Origin of the sequence: Lactiplantibacillus paraxiangfangensis, from assembly GCF_036246185.1 — a bacterium.
Taxonomy (GTDB): Bacteria; Bacillota; Bacilli; order Lactobacillales; family Lactobacillaceae; genus Lactiplantibacillus; species Lactiplantibacillus paraxiangfangensis.
Genome location: NZ_BTPW01000007.1, coordinates 108045 through 127276 on the forward strand (window position 1 = coordinate 108045; position 19232 = coordinate 127276).

General features: G+C 45.0%; 16 protein-coding genes. 13 read left to right on the plus strand and 3 right to left on the minus strand.

Going from position 1 to position 19232, the window contains the following annotated elements:
• Positions 1–193: 193 nt before the first annotated feature.
• Positions 194–505 carry a hypothetical protein gene (locus AAA939_RS05195; protein ID WP_338230524.1) on the minus strand — a complete coding sequence of 104 codons (312 nt, stop codon included), beginning with the start codon at positions 503–505 and terminating at the stop codon, positions 194–196.
• A 376-nt stretch (positions 506–881) separates the two neighbouring features.
• Between AAA939_RS05195 and AAA939_RS05200 the strand changes: the two genes are divergently transcribed.
• Complete coding sequence (locus AAA939_RS05200; protein ID WP_338208000.1) at positions 882–1808, plus strand: L-lactate dehydrogenase; 927 nt, start codon at positions 882–884, stop codon at positions 1806–1808.
• 31 nt (positions 1809–1839) lie between these two features.
• Positions 1840–3258: an anion permease gene (locus AAA939_RS05205; RefSeq protein WP_338208001.1), complete on the plus strand. Its 1419-nt coding sequence runs from the start codon at positions 1840–1842 to the stop codon at positions 3256–3258.
• Positions 3259–3338: 80 nt separating this feature from the next.
• Here AAA939_RS05205 and AAA939_RS05210 read toward each other — a convergent pair whose 3' ends face one another.
• Entirely contained in the window at positions 3339–4301 is a 963-nt protein-coding gene (locus AAA939_RS05210; RefSeq protein WP_338208002.1) for a sugar-binding transcriptional regulator, read from the minus strand.
• 160 nt (positions 4302–4461) lie between these two features.
• Here AAA939_RS05210 and AAA939_RS05215 point away from each other — a divergent pair, with 160 nt between their 5' ends.
• The 9 genes from AAA939_RS05215 (at position 4462) to AAA939_RS05255 (ending at position 14861) form a co-directional block, all read left to right on the plus strand.
• The gene (locus tag AAA939_RS05215) at positions 4462–5622 is read left to right on the plus strand and encodes an NAD(P)-dependent malic enzyme (RefSeq protein WP_338208003.1); all 1161 of its coding nucleotides are present in this window, start codon (positions 4462–4464) and stop codon (positions 5620–5622) included.
• 13 nt (positions 5623–5635) lie between these two features.
• On the plus strand, positions 5636–6691 hold the full coding sequence (gene citC / locus AAA939_RS05220) for a [citrate (pro-3S)-lyase] ligase (RefSeq protein WP_338208004.1): 1056 nt from the start codon (positions 5636–5638) through the stop codon (positions 6689–6691).
• Positions 6681–6971, plus strand: a complete 291-nt coding sequence (gene citD, locus AAA939_RS05225; RefSeq protein WP_338208005.1) for a citrate lyase acyl carrier protein — start codon at positions 6681–6683, stop codon at positions 6969–6971. Before citC ends, citD begins: the two co-directional genes overlap by 11 nt.
• On the plus strand, positions 6971–7885 hold the full coding sequence (citE, locus tag AAA939_RS05230; RefSeq protein WP_338208006.1) for a citrate (pro-3S)-lyase subunit beta: 915 nt from the start codon (positions 6971–6973) through the stop codon (positions 7883–7885). The genes citD and citE overlap by 1 nt, the downstream gene beginning before the upstream one ends.
• A complete protein-coding gene (gene citF / locus AAA939_RS05235) occupies positions 7875–9413 on the plus strand; it encodes a citrate lyase subunit alpha (protein ID WP_338208007.1) in 1539 nt (512 codons plus the stop codon). Before citE ends, citF begins: the two co-directional genes overlap by 11 nt.
• Positions 9414–10154: 741 nt before the next feature.
• A complete protein-coding gene (locus AAA939_RS05240) occupies positions 10155–11537 on the plus strand; it encodes a class II fumarate hydratase (RefSeq protein ID WP_338208008.1) in 1383 nt (460 codons plus the stop codon).
• A 65-nt stretch (positions 11538–11602) separates the two neighbouring features.
• The gene (locus AAA939_RS05245; RefSeq protein WP_338208009.1) at positions 11603–12991 is read left to right on the plus strand and encodes a flavocytochrome c; all 1389 of its coding nucleotides are present in this window, start codon (positions 11603–11605) and stop codon (positions 12989–12991) included.
• A gap of 455 nt (positions 12992–13446) precedes the next feature.
• The gene (citX, locus tag AAA939_RS05250) at positions 13447–13983 is read left to right on the plus strand and encodes a citrate lyase holo-[acyl-carrier protein] synthase (protein WP_338208010.1); all 537 of its coding nucleotides are present in this window, start codon (positions 13447–13449) and stop codon (positions 13981–13983) included.
• A complete protein-coding gene (locus AAA939_RS05255; RefSeq protein WP_338208011.1) occupies positions 13980–14861 on the plus strand; it encodes a LysR family transcriptional regulator in 882 nt (293 codons plus the stop codon). Before citX ends, AAA939_RS05255 begins: the two co-directional genes overlap by 4 nt.
• Positions 14862–15275: 414 nt before the next feature.
• On the opposite strand, the gene AAA939_RS05260 is transcribed toward AAA939_RS05255, so the two are convergent.
• A complete protein-coding gene (locus tag AAA939_RS05260; protein ID WP_338208012.1) occupies positions 15276–16166 on the minus strand; it encodes a LysR family transcriptional regulator in 891 nt (296 codons plus the stop codon).
• 212 nt (positions 16167–16378) lie between these two features.
• On the opposite strand from AAA939_RS05260, the gene AAA939_RS05265 reads away from it, so the two are divergent.
• Positions 16379–18019 carry a malolactic enzyme gene (locus tag AAA939_RS05265; protein WP_338208013.1) on the plus strand — a complete coding sequence of 547 codons (1641 nt, stop codon included), beginning with the start codon at positions 16379–16381 and terminating at the stop codon, positions 18017–18019.
• An 86-nt stretch (positions 18020–18105) separates the two neighbouring features.
• Positions 18106–19077, plus strand: coding sequence for an AEC family transporter (locus AAA939_RS05270; protein WP_338208014.1), 972 nt, complete (start codon positions 18106–18108; stop codon positions 19075–19077).
• Positions 19078–19232: the final 155 nt, after the last annotated feature.

Sequence of the window (19232 nt, forward strand, 5' to 3'; positions counted from 1 at the left end):
GGAACTAAACTCAAAAACCATTCAGAAGTATCAAATTTCTGAATGGTTTTTCTTATTATTACGGTCGAAACGTGGACCAAAAGGCAGCTTGTTCCGCTTAACCCGAAATCAGCGACCATTCCAAACCCCGGAATAATCGCTGATTTCACGTTAATGCTCGCAAACTAACCGCCCCTTGTCTCACTCTGGGTTCTCAGTCTTCGGATTCAAATGATAATTCCGTCATAGAAAGTTCGAGATCATCAAGCACATCATTTTCACTTAAAAATCGTGCCCAAGCAGCGGGGGTTTGTTCGCGTGTGTGGGGCGCAATTTTGCCATGGATATTGTCAATTACACTGTCCAGCATTTTTTCAGCTTGCCGGGTGATTTCTGCATCGTTATAGCGACGGGCTGGTGCTCGGTCGGCATTTTGACGATTTAGAAAATCAGTTGCTTTATCCATAAAAATCGTAATGACTTGGGAGTTATCGGCCAAATAGTTTTTTAAAGTTTCGTTATCCAAGTTAGTAATCCTTTCTTATGTTGAGTGTATGTCTAATATACCACGGCTAGCTTATTTTAACTGGATGAAGATACGACGTTTGGTTTTAGGTCGTATGGGAAGAAAAAAGTGGGTTAAATAAGGCTGAAATGTAACCGGTTACGAAAAAGCCTTCACAAAACACCGCTTTTTAAATTGTTCACAAGTAAAATTATTTAAAAATACTGTTAAAACAAGCTTTATAGGCATAATTATGTTTAACTTTTTCAAAAAAATAATTTATTTTTAAAAAAATAGAAAAAATGAAAGCATTTGCGTTATAATACTTGTGAGTTAGGTAACTAAGTTACAAACCTCCTAATTAAATAGACATTTTTGATGAAAGAAGGATATTAAAATGGATAAGAAACAACGCAAGGTCGTTATTGTTGGTGATGGTTCGGTAGGCTCATCATTTGCCTTTTCCCTTATTCAGAATTGTGCGCTTGATGAACTCGTCATTGTCGATTTGGTTAAAGAGCATGCAGAAGGGGACGTCAAGGATTTAGAAGATGTCGCTGCCTTTACAAATGCCACTAAGATTCACACTGGTGAATATGCGGACGCCCACGACGCTGATATTGTAATCATTACGGCTGGCGTGCCACGTAAACCTGGTGAGAGTCGCTTAGACTTGATTAACCGTAATACAAAGATTCTGGAATCGATTGTTAAACCGGTCGTTGCCAGTGGGTTCAACGGTTGTTTCATTGTTTCAAGCAATCCGGTTGATATCCTGACTTCCATGACACAACGGTTATCTGGGTTCCCTCGTAATCGGGTCATTGGTACTGGGACTTCATTAGATACGGCACGGTTACGGGTCGCATTAGCTCAGAAGCTGAACGTGGCAACGACTGCGGTTGATGCCGCTGTCCTTGGCGAACATGGTGATAGTTCAATTGTTAACTTTGATGAAATTATGATCAATGATCAACCACTTGCAGAAGTCACGACGGTCGATGACCAGTTCAAAGCGGAAATCGAGCAAGCAGTTCGTGGCAAGGGTGGCCAGATTATTAAGCAAAAGGGCGCCACGTTCTACGGGGTTGCGGTTAGCTTAATGCAGATTTGCCGCGCCATTTTAAATGATGAAAATGCTGAATTGATTGTTTCCGCTGCGCTATCTGGGCAATACGGAATTAATGATTTGTACTTAGGGTCACCTGCAATTATTAATCGTAACGGGTTACAAAAAGTGATCGAAGCTGATCTTTCAGATGATGAACGTGCACGGATGCAACACTTCGCAACTAAAATGCTCGCAATGTTAAATGTGGCATAGTCACAAGAGGAAATAGTGGGGAGGAATTAAAATGACACTAAATAAGATTAATTATCGTAATTTTATTATACCGCTACTGGTGGGATTGATTATTTGGGTAAGCAGTCCCATTAAGCCAGCAAGCGTCTCGCTGAATGCTTGGCATATATTTGCTATTTTTGTAGCAACGATTATCGGTTGTATTACCCGACCATTACCAATTGCCGGGGTCGCCATCGTTGGATTGACGTTAACCGTGTTGTTCGGCATCGTCCCAATGAAGACTGCGGTATCTGGTTTTGGGAGTAGTACGGTATGGATGATTGCCATGGCATACTTCATGTCACGGGGCTTCATTAATACGGGGCTAGGACGACGGGTTGCGCTGGTGTTTGTGCGACTGTTTGGTAAACGAACGCTAGGGTTAGCGTACGCGTTAATCGGAGTTGATTTAGTAACCGCACCGGCCACACCAAGTAACACGGCCCGTGCTGGTGGGATTGTATACCCAATCATCCAATCCTTAGCTGAAACGTTCCACTCAGATCCTAAAGATGGAACTCAGGGCAAAATTGGGTCATTCTTAGTATTTGCTGAATTTCACGGTGATTTAATTACTAGTACGATGTTTATGACAGCCATGGCACCAAACTTAGTGGCTGTGACGTTAGCCAAGAGCTTACATATCACCTTATCATGGATGCAGTGGTTCTTAGCAGGGGTCGTTCCCGGGATTATTTGTTTAGTGGTTGTGCCATATTTAATTTATAAAATGTATCCACCGGAAATCAAAGACACCCCTAACGCTAAGGCATGGGCAGACAGTGAGTTAGATAAGATGGGTAAAATGAGCCTTCCTGAAAAAATCATGGGCGGCGTCTTCTTACTAGCTTTGGTCCTATGGATGTTATCTAGCTTCATTGGTTTGGATGCTGCGTTAGTCGCCTTCATGGCTGTCTCACTTCTATTAGTTTGTGGGGTACTTTCAGTTGACGATATCTTGCATGAAACCGGTGCTTGGAACACGTTGGTTTGGTTCTCAATTTTGATTTTCATGGCAAATGAATTGAATTCTTTAGGATTTATTCCATGGCTTTCAGGTGCGATTGGTGGTGCACTGAAAGGCTTCAGTTGGGGCATTGTTTTAGCCGCATTGGCATTGTTCTACTTCTACAGTCATTATCTATTTGCTAGTGGGACCGCCCACGTTTCAGCAATGTACGCGGCGTTACTTGGCGTGGCCGTTTCAGCTGGTGCACCAGCAACCTTCTCTGCTTTGATGCTTGGCTTTGTCGGATCAATCTTCGCATCAACCACGCATTATGCAAATGGCCCAGCGAGCGTGCTCTTTGGCTCAGGCTATGTGAGTCAAGGCAAATGGTGGCAATTAAACTTCGTCTTAGGACTATTCTACCTAGTTGTTTGGGGCGGTGTTGGTGCTCTTTGGATGAAAGTAATTGGTATCTGGTAGTGTGATTTAGATGAATTAAAAACAGGTGCCAAGCTGCCATAACTGGTCAGTGTCGGTACCTGTTTTAGAAGAAACGCTTATTAGGGTTTAAATGGTAAAACTTGATCCTCTTGGAGGACCCGGTTGGCAACCGCCTCATCGATAATGATGTCGGTTAAGAGGCGACCACGGATGGCACCTAGCAGGGCTTTGCTCTTAAATTTACTTTTAACAATGGCAAAGCGCCGTGGCACTTTTAAAATGGTTGCGAGTTTGGCGCCAAATAACTTATCGTGATGTTCGTTGAGGACGTGACCATTGATATCATATGGCCGGCCGTACAACAGGCCAACGACGTCTTCAGGGTTCGCACCACCTAAAATTTGTTGCCGGTTTTGTTTCCAAACTGGAATCGAATCAATTGAAGCCAGCGTGCCAATTCCTGCGAATAACATATCCATACGGTCGAAATTGCTAATGGCAGGGACAATTGCAGGTTCCTGTGCGAGTGCTTGGTGCGCTTGATCGTTGAATAAGTATAAAGGCGCAGGGATGGTGACATATTTGGCCCCAAACTTGGCGGCGGCCTTTTGAACTAACGGGGTGGAACCGTTCGCTGCATTAGTTTTAAGGTTATCCCCCATAAATTGCGTGAAGAGCAGGTCATTACGGGTTCCTGTTTGAAAATTATCGATGACACTCAACACGGTGCCACCCCAAGCGACCCCAATGACTTGGCTTTGTAAGATTTGGTGTTGAATTATTTCAGCACTAAATTCAATAACGTGGCGCTCATCATCGCTAGTCGTATCCGCATCTTTAATAATGTAGATGTGATCAATTGAAAATTGCTTTTTAAATTCAGTTTCAAGTTCGCTATTGCGTTCAATGGGCGTATTGATGTTGATTTTAACTAAACCAGTAGCCATGGCTTCGTCTAGATATTTAGAAATTAAGTACCGACTGACCTGATATTTCTTGGAAATTTCAGCAATGTTGATTTTAGATAAATAGTAATCATGTGAAATTCCAATCAGCAGTCGGCGATGATTCATGTCATCCATATCAGTAACCTCTTCGTTTAAATATTAAGTTCATTATACCAGAAAACTAGTTTTTGAAAAATTTTAAAAAATAGTGTGAAATTTGATATTTTTTAAAATCAGTCGTAGACTTAGATTAATGTAATGAACGGTATTTTATGAGAAGAGAAGGCATGCCAATATGGTTGAACAAGATGAAATTTTAAAGTTACACGCGGCCCACACCGGGGTTTTGGATATCCATTCAGATTTAAAAGTGACGGACAAAGCAGAATTAGGAAAGGCGTATACGCCAGGCGTTGCGGTTATTTCCAAGTTGATTGCGGCGCACCCAGAGTTAAAGGCTAAATATACAATGAGTGGCAAGTTAGTCGCATTGATCACTGATGGTTCTGCCGTGTTGGGCCTCGGTAACATTGGCCCTGCTGGTGGCCTACCAGTTGTTGAAGGCAAAGCCTTACTCTATAAAAACTTAGCTGGGATTAATGCCATTCCATTGGCGTTAAACCAGGTTAGTGTTCCTAAGATGGTTGAAACGATTAAGAATATGTCGTTATCATTTGCGGGAATTCACTTGGAAGATATTACGGCGCCAAAATGTTTTGAGTTGGAAGCCGCTTTAAAAGATGAACTGGACATTCCGGTTTACCACGATGACCAAGAAGGAACGGCGATTGTTGTTTTAGCCGGTTTGATCAATGCTGCACGGGTGGTCGGTAAGACGTTGCAACAAATGCGCATCGTCATCAACGGTGTCGGGGCTTCCGGACTGGCGACCGCACGATTACTAGCAGCGGTGGGTGTTAAAAAGTTGACCTTAGTAGACGTGTATGGTGTTGTGACGGCGGATGATCGTCGGTATAACCAGTATCAACGTGATTTGGCTAAGCAGTTACAGACACCAGCCAGTCTTAAAGGGCAACCGTTAGCTAAAGTGATGGCCAATCAAGATGCATTCATTGGGTTATCGGACGCCAACGTCTTATCGGCTGGTGCGGTCCATCTAATGAATCATGACCCAATTATCTTTGCGCTGGCTAATCCGGTACCAGAAATTGATCCAGCGGTGGCTAAGAAGGCCGGGGCAACGATCATTGCAACTGGTTCGAGTCAGTATCCCAACCAAGTCAATAATATTTTGGCTTTTCCAGGGTTGTTCAAGGGTCTGCTGGATAACGGGGTCAAACAGGTTGATGATGAATTGCAGGTTCAGGTCGCACAAGCAATTGCCAAGACCGTGGAAAATCCGAGTGCAACCACCATTGTTCCAAGTGTTTTTGATCCCAGCGTTGTGCCAAATGTGACGGCGGCAGTTGCGGCCTATGCACATCCACAATTATAGGAGGTAGCTTTTAATGACAGCTCAGGTTGTTGAGATGCAGTTAAATAATCCTCATGATCGTGCTCAGTGGCAACACTTTCTAACGTCATTAGGCATTACCAATTTTAGTGCGCGGGAAGTTGACCAAATCGATGTGACCCTCGGGTTGATTGAAGATGATCAACTCGTCGGTACGGGGTCGATTGCGGGAAACGTCCTCAAATATGTGGGTGTCTGTAATCAGAATAGCCAACCGGGCGCACGGTTTAATCAAATTGTGAGTGCATTGGTGAGCCGATTATTTCAAGCAAATATTTTTCATATGATGGTCTTCACAAAGGCCAAGTATTCGTTAAGCTTTCAACACGTTGGGTTTAAGGAACTGGCCCATTCGGATGAAGCGGCGGTTTTGGAAAACGGTTTACCGGACGTTGCTGATTTTGTCCGACAATTGCCGGGCATTGCGAACCAGGACAATCAGCGCGTGAGTGCAATCGTGATGAATGCGAATCCGTTTACGCGCGGGCACCGCTATTTGGTTGAACAGGCCGCGGCGGTTAGCGATTTGGTCTACGTGTTCGTGGTGGCAACGGATGCTAGCTTGTTCCGGACGGCTGAACGGGTTGACCTCGTTCAGCAGGGGACGGCGGATTTACCAAACGTGCGGGTCGTCAGCGGTGGCGATTACCTTGTGAGTGCCGCAACTTTTCCGGCTTACTTTTTGGATTCAGCGGCCAGCGCGATTGAAGCACAGACCACGTTGGACGCGCGGATCTTTAAAACGCAGTTAGCACCGGCCTTGCACATTACAACCCGGTTTGTCGGGAGTGAACCAACGTCGCGGACAACTGCGATTTATAATCAAACCTTGCAGCGCGAACTGCCACCCGCCGTTAAGGTCCAAGTCGTGCCGCGAACTGAAGTGGCAGATCAGCCAATTTCAGCGCGGACGGTTCGACAATGGATTCAAAGTGGCGACTTAACCAAGTTAAATCAACTAGTACCGCCGACAACGGCACAGTTTATAAAAAATAATTTATCAGTGTTACAAAGTCGCATTCAGGAAGGAATGAAAATTAATGGAAATTAAGACATCGGCTTTTGCCGGAACGTTGGAATCATCTGATATTCAAATCATGTTAATGGCGGGGGATAACGGCATTCAGATCGATTTAGAATCAGATGTTATTAAACAATTTGGTGCTCAAATCAAACACGTGATTACCACCACTTTGCAGCAATTAAATATTGATAATGTGCGGGTGCGTGCTGTCGATAAAGGGGCTTTGGACTGTGTCATTAAAGCACGGACGATTGCCGCTGCACAGCGGGCCCTCGAAACCACGACACCAGCATGGGAGGTATTATAATGGCTGAAAAAGAAGAACGATTACGTCGTACAATGATGTTTGTGCCAGGCAATAACCCCGCAATGGTCAAGGATGCGGGTATTTACGGCGCTGATTCCATCATGTTTGATTTGGAAGATGCCGTTTCGATGGCTGAAAAGGATGCCGCCCGTTTACTGGTGTACGAAGCCTTAAAGACCCAGGACTATGGTAATGCTGAACTCGTTGTTCGGGTTAATGGCTTGGATACTAAGTACTATGCGGATGATGTCAAAGCGATGGTTAAGGCGGGGATCGATGTTATTCGGTTGCCAAAAGTTGAATCCGCAGAAATGATGAAGACACTGGTCAAGGATGTGGCCGCTGCTGAAAAAGAATTTGGGATTCCCGTGGGGACGACCCATGTCATGGCGGCCATTGAAAGTGCTAAGGGTGTGTTAAACGCACCAGCAATCGCAGCATCTTCCGACCGGATGATTGGGGTTGCCTTATCTGCAGAAGATTATACGACCGATATGAAGACCCATCGTTATCCTGACGGTGCTGAATTAGAGTTTGCCCGTAACATGGTCTTACATTCAGCACGGGCAGCTGGGATTGCAGCGTTTGATACGGTCTTTACGAATATGTCTGATCCTGAAGGCTTCTACCGTGAGACGCGCCACATTCATCAACTTGGTTTTGATGGCAAATCACTCGTTAACCCACGCCAAATTGCGATGGTCAACTCAGTCTACGAACCGACTAAGGATGAAGTCATCAAGGCACAAAAGGTGATCGCAGCGATTGAAGAAGCCCGGATTAAGGGTTCTGGTGTCATCTCGATGAACGGACAAATGGTCGACCGGCCCGTTGTCCTACGTGCACAGCGTGTGATGAAGCTAGCCAAAGTTTCCAACCTACTTGATGAGGAGGGCAATTACATTGAAAAATAGTGTAAATCGTGAATTACCAGCGGATTTAATGGAAAAGTTAAATTATCAAGGATTTGAATCGGCCGAAATCGGTCACCCAGAGATTCAACGGGTGGCACCAAAAGTCCACGTTTCAACCGGGGACGATAAAGTCGTTGACTCCGTTGCGGACGTCGTTAAAGCAACGGTTAAAGATGGGATGACAATTTCATTTCACCATCATTTCAGAAATGGTGACTTTGTCTTTAACCAAGTGATGCGGGCAATTATTGATGCGGGCATTAAAAACTTAACGTTAGCACCTTCTTCATTGACGGGTGTGATGAACGATATGGTTATTGAAGCCATCAAAGCTGGCACCATTACCAACATCACGAGTTCCGGGATGCGGGGCTCGCTTGGCGACTTCGTTTCACATGGTGGCTTGGCCAACCCAGTGATTTTCCGGTCACATGGGAACCGAGCACGGGCCATTGAACACGGCGATATTAAAATTGACGTGGCTTTCCTTGGTGTGCCCAACGCCGATCGGTTAGGTAATGCTAACGGGATGGCTGGCAAGGCGGTCTTCGGTTCATTAGGTTATGCGTTAATGGATGCTCAGTATGCCAACCAGGTCGTGTTATTAACGGATAATTTAGTGGCTTACCCGAATACGCCAGCGTCAATCAAACAAACTCAGGTCGATTACGTAGTGAAGGTTGATCAAGTTGGTGATCCTGACAAGATTGGTTCCGGGGCAACCCGTTTCACCAAAGACCCTAAGGAATTGAAGATTGCGCAGACCGTTAATGATGTCATTGTGAACTCACCATACTTCAAAAATGGCTTTTCATTCCAAACTGGTTCTGGTGGTGCAGCGCTGGCCGTAACGCGTTACTTGAGACAAGCGATGCTCGACAACCAGATCAAGGCGTCGTTTGCACTTGGTGGGATTACCAAGCCAACGACGGACCTGTTGGAAGAAGGTTTAGTCGACAAGGTCATGGACGTTCAAGATTTTGATAAGGGCGCGGCAGCATCCATGCATGCTAACCCGAAGCAACAAGAAATTGACGCGTCATGGTATGCTGACCCTGATAATAAGGGCGCGATGGTTGACCAATTAGACGTTGCGATTCTGAGTGCTTTGGAAATTGACACGCACTTTAACGTCAACGTCATGTCTGGTTCAGATGGCGTGATTCGGGGCGCCATTGGTGGTCATCAAGATGCAGCGACAGCTAAGTTAACCATTATTTCTGCACCACTTGTTCGTGGGCGGTTAGCGACGATTGTCCCAGAAGTGACGACCGTGGTTACACCTGGCGACTCAATTGACGTGGTCGTGACGGAATACGGGATTGCCATCAACCCGCGGCGCCAAGACCTAGTTAAGGCACTCAGCAACGTTCCCGGGGTACCGGTCTACACCATCGAAGAGCTGCAACAACTTGCTGAAAAGAAAGTCGGCCAACCACAACCACTTGAATTTACGGATCGCACGGTTGCTTTGATTGAATACCGTGACGGGACGATTATTGATAGTATCAAAGCGGTTAAAGATTAAGCTTAACCGTGATTGATTTAAAACATGAAACTTGAATAATAATAATTAAAACAACGTTGATACTTTTGTGTCAACGTTGTTTTAGGGTATTATAAAGTTAACGGTTGAAAAGTCTAAAACCGCTATTAACATCGTAACGATAGGCATTCCTAAATTGTCCGCTCCGTCGGGGAGCCTTGGTGTGCTATGGGGGACGGTCCCAGCCACAGGGCGGTCTGCGACCTCGATTCGAAGCCGCCAGCCCACGTCTTTGAATCGCCCCGCAAGATTGGCAGACAAAAAACACTTGCCAATTTTGCCGACACAGCATACCAAGGCTCCCCGACTGCGCTCAAAATAGGCTTACTATTGTGATTTGGATAATCAGTGGCAATCGGACTAACTCACAAGTAATCAATTTGTATTAGTCTGAATACTGATATAACAAAAATCAATCCTGAATTTAACTTTCAAGCTTTAGAAAGCTAGCTAAAAGTCGTCTATTTTGAACAGGGAAGACGATCGTGATTCAAAGTTAATGATGAAACTATGTGAATAAATAAACATTTTTGGGAGAGGTGATTGTTGAACAGAAATTATAGCTCTAATCGTTGTCATATCAACCTCATAACTAATACTTATAGCTAAAACTGGTTTTGACTATAGTCATATTGAGGCACTAGAATTAAATCATAAATTGAATGTTATTTTTTTCACACATTTAGTAAGCGCTTACTACTATATTAATTGGAGGTCATCAACATGACAGAATATCGAGTAGAATCAGATACGTTAGGCAAAGTTAAAATTCCAGTAACCGCACTATGGGGTGCGCAAACTGAACGCAGTCGTCACAATTTCCCGACTGGAACGAAAATGCCACTAGAAATGATTCGGGCACTGCTTCAAATTAAGCGGGCAGCCGCAATTGCGAACAAAGAAGTTGAAGCAATGACTGCTGAAAAGGCTGATTTAATTGTGGCTGCCATTGATAAGCTGTTGGCGTTAGATGACGAAGATTTACGTAAAGACTTCCCACTGGTTGTTTATCAAACTGGTTCCGGGACGCAAACGAACATGAACGTTAACGAAGTTGTTGCGCATATGGCTGGAAAAATTAATCCAGACATTGAAATCTTGCCAAATGACGACGTAAACCATGGGCAAAGTTCCAACGATATCTTCCCAACGGCAATGAATATTACGGCCGCCGTTGCGGTGGATAAATTGATTGCCGCTGCGGAACACTTATTAGCCGAATTAAAGCTCAAGCAAAAGAAGTACTGGCGCGTCGTTAAAATCGGCCGGACACATCTTCAAGATGCGACACCATTAACATTCGGTCAAGAAGTTAGTGGTTGGGCCAGTGCCATTGAACATGATATTAACTACTTAAAGCAATTGAATCCAACCTTGAGTGAACTTGCCATGGGCGGAACGGCCGTTGGGACCGGCTTAAACGCTGCGCCTCACTTTGCTGAAAATATTGCAGCGGAAATGAGCAAGCTTTATGGGATCGAATTTACAGCGGATTCCAACAAGTTTTATGGCTTAGCTCATCATTCTGGTTTGAACGTGGTTCACGGTGCCATTAAGACGTTAGCTGCTGATCTGATGAAGATCGCTAATGATGTTCGCTTCTTGGCTAGTGGCCCCCGTGCCGGCTACGATGAATTAAACATTCCAGCTAATGAACCCGGCTCATCAATTATGCCTGGTAAAGTTAACCCAACCCAGGCGGAAGCCATTACGATGGCGGCTGTACGGGTTATGGGTAACGACGTGGTCGTGGACTTAGCATCGAGCCAAGGTAACTTTGAAATGAACGTTTACAAGACGGTCTTAATTGATGCCTTCTTACAATCAGCTGAATTATTGGCCGGGACCATTACAGGGTTCACAGACCGAATGATTGCCGGATTGACCGTTAACCAGGATCGGATGGCTGAATTAGTCGACAGTTCATTGATGACCGTTACGGCCCTTTCACCACACATTGGTTACCATGACAGTGCAATGATTGCCCAAGCAGCTGAAAAAGCTGGAACGACTTTACGTGAAGCTGCAATTAAGTCCGGAAAAGTCACGGCGGAACAATTCGATGAATGGATGGTTCCACTAGACATGACGAATATTGATGATTAAAGTAAGATGGGCTGGATTTTTTCAGCCCATTTCATGATGTATGATTAAGTGAGAGGGGTAATTTGATGGCTGACAAATTTACGTTTACACCAACCGCATTAACGAATTTAAAAACAAACTATGACGTGGTCATTATTGGATCGGGTGGTGCCGGATTAACGGCTGCCATTCAAGCACACGAATTAGGCTTGAAGCCAGTAATTTTAGAAAAGATGCCGAAAATCGGTGGTAATACCAACCGAGCATCTTCTGGGATGAATGCGGCGGAAACCAATGTGCAACTACATCACCATATCGTTGACAGTTTTGAAGGCTTCTACGACGAAACCTTCAAAGGTGGCGGCGGGATGAACAATCAGGCCTTGCTGAAGTTCTTTACAGAACACAGTGCCTTAGCAATTGACTGGTTAGCTGACCACGACATCAAACTGGATGATTTGACCATTACTGGTGGGATGAGTGTCATGCGGACCCACCGGCCGAGTTCAATGGCCCCAATCGGTGGTTTCTTAGTAACCGAATTGTTAAAACAAGTCGCAGCGGCCAAATTACCGTTATTTACAGACGTTAAGGTTGATCAATTGATTGTGACAGCTGGCAAAATCAGTGGTGTCCAAGCAACGACTCCTGACGGTGCAGTCACGATTACGGCGGGTGCCGTGTTACTAGCAACGGGTGGTTTTGGCGCTAACAAAGCTTTACTAGGCAAGTATCGTGATGATCTCAAAGATTATCAGACGACCAACCAACCGGGTGCAACCGGTGATGGGATTCTCCTAGCAGAAGCAGTCGGCGCAAAGGTGGTTGATATGGATCAAGTTCAAGTCCACCCAACTGTTCAGCAAGATACTGATCACGTTTACTTGATTGGTGAAGCCGTTCGGGGTGAAGGCGCAATTTTGGTCAATAAACAGGGGGCCCGGTTCGTAAATGAACTGGACACACGGAAAAACGTCACGGCCGCCATTGACCAACTCGGTGGCACGGGTGCTTATCTGATTTTTGACCGTGGGATTCGTGACCGGGTTAAAGCGGTTGAATTTTACGACCATGTCGGTTTAGTGAAGACTGGTGCTGACTTAACCACGTTGGCGACTGAAACTGGATTAGACGGGGCTACTCTTGAAAAGACGGTCGCTGACTGGAATCAAGCGGTTGCTAACCACAAAGACACGACTTTTAACCGGACAACTGGGATGGATCGCGACATTGCGAGTGGACCGTTTTATTCAATTCACATTGCCCCCGCTGTTCATTACACGATGGGTGGGATTGCAATTAATCCTGCAACCCAAGTACTAGACAAAAATGATCAACCAATCGTTGGTTTGTTTGCGGCTGGTGAAGTCGTTGGCGGGCTCCATGGGAATAACCGGATTGGTGGCAACTCGATTGCTGAAACGGTGATCTTTGGTCGGCAAGCCGGTCAACAAATGTTCAAATATTTACAGTAATTTTTTGAAATGATAAGACTTAATCGACCGTACGACCGCAACTAGTCGCACGGTCGATTTTTTGTAACTTATAAGCTAGTCCGGTTGCCACTGATGACATGCGGTCGTGGGACCGGGAGAAGCCAAAGAGCGGTCTTCTCCCTCGACTGGAACAGTTGCAAAATGCGCAATTGTTCCAGTCCGTCCGTGGTTTAAGCCCGGAAAAATCACCGGCCTAAGACCACCATCACGACCGATGTTATCAGTGGCAACCTCCGATCATCCAATAAATAGAACGACAGTAAATCTAGTGAAGTCGGACAGCCTAATTCAGAAATAACGATTATTGTTACGGTGTTGGTGGCAGTTTTAAACTTTAGTCGTGGCAATAAATTAAGCGATAAATAGCTTGAAAATTAGTGGGGTTCAGTTAAGCTGAGAGTATAAGTAATCATTATAGGAAGAAAGTGACAAGCATGGCAACGATTTTTACGACGGGAGCGTCACAAACGATTGCTGATATGCTGACGGCACGGGATCAACGTGTCGCGTATCAGCAAAAGTTAATGGCTGCTAATCCCCAAGCAACGATTGCGGCAATTAAGTTAAATATTCCGGGACCGATTAAGAATAACGATGCACTACGCCGATTGTTTTTGGCCGGGACGCAACGATTTGAAGCGCAGTTGTCGACGTATACGGTGGCTGCCGACTGGAATCACCCGGCAGGCAACGAACGGTTTTTAATTTTAAATACCGACTTTGCAACGAGCAAGCGGACTGCTGTGGCTTTTGAAGAACAAGATCCACTCGGTCGCCTTTATGATATTGATATCTTGCAGGCAGGGTCACAACGGGCGATGTCGCGGACAGACTTGGGGTTGCCGAAACGGCGCTGTTTATTATGCAATCGTGAGGCCAAGGATTGCGCCCGGTCACGGCGACATTCAGTGGCGGAGCTTCAGCAAAAGATTGCCGATATGTACGTGACAGAATTTGGTGACCGTGCATGAATACGCGTGATTTAGATTATTTTCGGGCATTAGTGGATTGCCAAAACTACACCATGGTCGCAAAGCAGTTTGCCGTCTCACAACCGGCGGTGACCCAGGCGATTCAGCGGTTAGAAAAAGAATTCGCCGTCAAACTGGTTATTCAAGATCGTCGTCATCAGCAGACGCACATTACGCGTACCGGATTATTGCTTTATAAAAATGCCCAACAAATTCAAGCGAGTTTGAAATTAGCACACCAGGAGATTAAAAGCGCCCAGCAAACGGATATTAGGTTTGGATTGCCGCCAATTATTGGGACATTATATTTTCCACAGATTGCGGAAAAGTTGTTACAAAACGGCTTATTACAACAATTAAAAATCACTGAAACGGGTTCGGATGAACTGTTGCGCAAATTAGTTCATGGTGAAATCAATATTGCGTTACTAGGGTCGTACCTGCCATTTGATTTGCCGACAGTTCATGCGGTTCGTTTAGGAGCTCGCCCGTTTAGTATTATCGTGAGTCCGCAAAACAGTTTGGCGAAGCAAACGGCGGTTAATTTCAAAGACTTAGGCCAAGCGCAGTTTATTGGGCTCGATGGTAAGTATGTGCATCCGCAGGCCTTTCAAGCGTATTGTGACTTTGCGGGTGTTCATCCAGAAGTCATTTATCGGACGCCGGATATTTCCTGGGTAAAAGCTTTGGTTAAGGCCAATATGGGCATCAGCTTGCTGGTCCGTGATGTCGTCAAGGCGGATGACGGGGTGGTCTGTTTAGATATTAATGATCAGTTACCCGTCAGTTTTAATATTTCAGTTGTCACGCGAACAGGCTATATACCAACGGCAGATGAACAACGGTTTATTGATCAGCTACTAACGATGCAAGTCTAGAAGGATAGGGCGACTGTTTATTTAATCGTAATTGAAACGCTGTTTAAGTTCTAAATTTAGGGCTTAGTCACTGTTTGTAAAGGCGTGCTTAGCGATACCATCAGTGACAAACTCTGATTATTCGACAGTAATAACAATAGTAAGATTATTTTGAGCGCAGTCGGCCAGCCTTGGGGCGCTGTGTCGGCAAGATTGGCAGGTGGTTTTGGCTGCTAATCTTGCGGGGCGATTCGAAGACGTGGGTTATCGGCTTTGAATTGAGGCCACAGACCGTATGTTTGGCTGGGGCCATCCCCCACAGCATACCAAGGCTGGCCGACGGAGCGGCGTATTTAGAAATAACTGTCTTTATGATCTGATTATAGGAACGAAAAAAACACTTTCAGAATAAAATTCTAAAGGTGTTTTTTTGATTTAATCGTCAATTGTCAAAGTTTCGTGCAAAATCGTGAGTAATTGTTGTTGCGCGGGTGTCAGGATGTGCGTGGTGCGGTACACGATACTGGTAATGAATTCGGGGGGCTCGATATCCATTAAATCTAACCGGACGACATCCTTACGGTAATGGTCAACGATACTAGTGAAGAAGCCGATACCGACATTTTGGCCGATTAGCTTCATTAAGACGTGCGTGTCGTTAGAACGGAAAACGATGTTGGGCCGGAAATGGTTTCGACGGGTGAGCTTATTGAACGCCGTGTTGTGAATAAAGTTACTGTTGAAAAAGACAAAATTTTCATGACGAAGTTCGCTAAAATAAATCCGTTTACGTTGAGCAAGCGGGTGCTGCTTAGAGACGTAGATGCAAAATGGCTGCCGGTCGAATTCCTCTGCAACCAAGGTCTGGTAGGCGAGGGGTTCGATTGAGCCCAGTAGTGTCATGTCAACGCGACCGTCACGGACGGCGTTGCGTAGCCAAATGGAGCCACCTTCGACCGTTTCGAGACCGGATAGGAGACCGGCTGACGCCAACCGTGCACCAATCGTAGGAAAATAATGATTCTCAATAATTGGTGGTAACCCCAAAGTTAAGCGGTTCTGCGATAAGTTGTCAATTTCCTGATGAGCAAGCTGCAGTTCGTGCAAGACGATCTTGGTGTGCTCAGCTAATTGAGCACCACTAGCCGTCACGTGTAATGTGTTTTGTACGCGGTCACGAATGACGAGCGGTGCCCCAAATTCAGTTTCGAGTCGTTTGATGGCGGTCGTGATGGTAGGTTGACTGACATTGAAAATTTTTGCGACTTTTGAAAAACTTTTTTCAGAAATTAATTTATCAAAATAAGCTAAGTCTTTTGTGTTCATTTATATCACCTTTAAAATCAACGCTTTTAGTTACCTTATTTAATATATTTATATCATATCACGGATTTGACTATAAGATTTCCTCGAGATTAAACTTACGAATGTAAATTGATAAGCGCGTTGCGGTGATTTCATCCGGGCGCATTCGCTAACCGATGAATTTAATAAGGTTAGTTCGTAAAATTAATTAATACAACATGGAGGAATTAAACATGACTCAAACTGCAGATCGTATTTTAAATAACCCATTTTTAAACAAGGGTACCGCGTTTACGAAGGCTGAACGGCAAGCTTTAGGTTTGACCGGGACGTTACCAAGCAATGTTCAAACGATCGATGAACAGACGACCCAAGCTTACGCACAGTTCCAAAGCAAGGCAACTCGTTTGGAAAAACGGATCTTCTTGATGAACCTTTTCAATGAAAATCGGACGTTGTTCTACCATTTGATGGACGAACACGTGGTTGAATTTATGCCAATCGTGTACGATCCGGTCGTTGCCGACTCCATCGAACAATACAACGAATTGTTCTTGGATCCTCAAAACGCCGCTTTCGTTTCAGTTGATGCGCCGGAAGACGTTGAAGCAACGTTACGTAACGCAGCGGAAGGTCGCGACATTCGTTTAGTTGTTGTAACTGATGCTGAAGGTATTCTTGGTATGGGTGACTGGGGTGTTAACGGTGTCGACATCGCCGTGGGTAAATTAATGGTTTACACCGCCGCTGCCGGAATCGACCCATCACAAGTGTTACCCGTAAGTATTGACGCCGGAACGAATAACCAAAAATTATTGGATGACCCGTTGTACTTAGGTAACCGTCACAAGCGTGTTTACGGCGACCGGTACTACGACGTGATCGACAAGTTCGTTGAAGCGGAACAAAAGTTGTTCCCAGACTCACTTTTACATTGGGAAGACTTTGGCCGTTCAAACGCCCAAGTCATCTTAGACAAGTACAAGGATAAGATTGCGACATTTAACGATGATATCCAAGGAACTGGGATGGTTGTTTTAGCTGGGATTCTCGGCGCCTTAAACATTTCCAAGGAAAGCATTAAGGATCAAAAAATCTTGTCATTTGGTGCTGGTACTGCCGGGATGGGGATTGCCAACCAAATCATGGATGAATTGATGCAAGCTGGTTTGACTGAAGAAGAAGCTAAGCAACACTTCTACGCTGTCGACAAGCAAGGGTTGTTATTCGATGACACCGAAGACTTAACACCAGCGCAAAAGGCCTTCACGCGTCAACGGAGCGAATTCAGCAACGCTGACGAATTGACCAACTTAGAAGCCGTTGTTAAGGCCGTTCACCCAACGGTTATGATTGGGACGTCAACGCAACCAGGAACCTTTACGGAAAGCATCATTAAGGAAATGGCTGCGCACACGGATCGGCCAATTATCTTCCCACTATCAAACCCAACTAAGTTAGCTGAAGCAACCGCTGAAGACTTGATCAAGTGGACGGATGGCCGTGCCTTGGTTGCGACTGGGATTCCAGCCGAAGACGTTGAATACAAGGGTGTGACTTACCAAATCGGTCAAGGAAACAACGCCTTGATGTACCCCGGTTTAGGCTTTGGATTGATTGCCGCAACTGCGAAGGTTTTGAACAGTGAAACCTTATCCGCTGCTTGCCATGCATTAGGTGGAATCGTTGATACGACTAAGCCAGGTGCCGCAGTCTTACCTCCAGTTTCAAAGATTACGGCTTTCTCCCAAACTTTGGCAGAAGTCGTTGCACAAAGTGTTATCGACCAGAAATTGAACAAGGAACCAATCAGTGATGCTAAAAAGGCCGTTGCTGACATGAAATGGGTTCCTGAATACAAAACGATTAAGTAACAAAGTGGTTGGCTTTTAGAGAGAGCAATAACAACTAGTTTCAATAGGATACATTAAAAATTGTAGGAAATGGGGACAAAAAACTCATGACTGTTTTATGGAATTCGATTCAAAGCGTCCTAGTGGTCGTTTTGATCATGATCTTAGGGTACGTCCTACGACGGACCGGCTGGTTTGATGACCAGTTTGCAGGGACCATCTCGAAATTTATCAAGAACATCGCACTGCCCGCTTCAATCTTCGTTTCGGTGTTAGGACGCCTAACCCGGGGGCAATTAGCCTCGTTTGCCGGTTACTTGGCCTACGCCTTTGTGGCCGTCATCATTGGCTACTTGATTGCGTTCGCGCTAGTTCGGATTATGAAGATCCGTCCTGGTCGTAAAGGAATCTTTATCAACGCAATCGTTAACGCCAACACGATCTTCATTGGACTACCATTAAACATGGCACTGTTCGGTGAAAAGAGTATGACGTACTTCCTGGTTTACTACGTGGTTAACACGGTTTCAACTTGGGCCTTCGGGGTATTCTTGATCTCTAATGATGACCCAACGAAGCCAAAGGAAAAGACGCATAACAAGATTGACTGGAAAAAGGTGATTCCAATGCCATTGGTTGGTTTCTTGGTTGCCTTGGTCTTCTTATTGTTAGACGTTAACCCAACGAAGATTTCCTTCATTGGTTCAACGTTAACTTACGTTGGTAACTTGGTTACACCACTATCCTTGATCTATATCGGGATCGTGTTAGCTGACGCCGGCTTAAAGAGTATCCGGTTCGATCGTGATACGATTGTCGCTTTAATTGGCCGGTTCGTCTTATCACCAGTCGTGATGATCTTAGTTCTCATGGCCGTTGGTAACATGGGCGTTTCGATGCCAACCTTAGCTTCACAAACGTTGATCGTGCAATCCGCGACACCGATGTTGGCCGTCTTGCCAATCTTGGCTAACGAAGCGCATGGGGACGTTGAATACGCAACGAACATTGTGACAACTAGTACCGTATTGTTCATTGTCGTTGTGCCAGTTCTGATGACATTAATTCAATATATCTAATTCATAAAAAAGCAATCTAAGCCGCTACTGCTATAGTCCCCTTAAGGTTGACAGATGAAAAACAATAATTCATCTATCAATGCTTAAGGGGATTTTATTATGCCTAGAACTAGATTTACACCTGAAGAAAAGTTAGCAATTATCATAGGTTTATC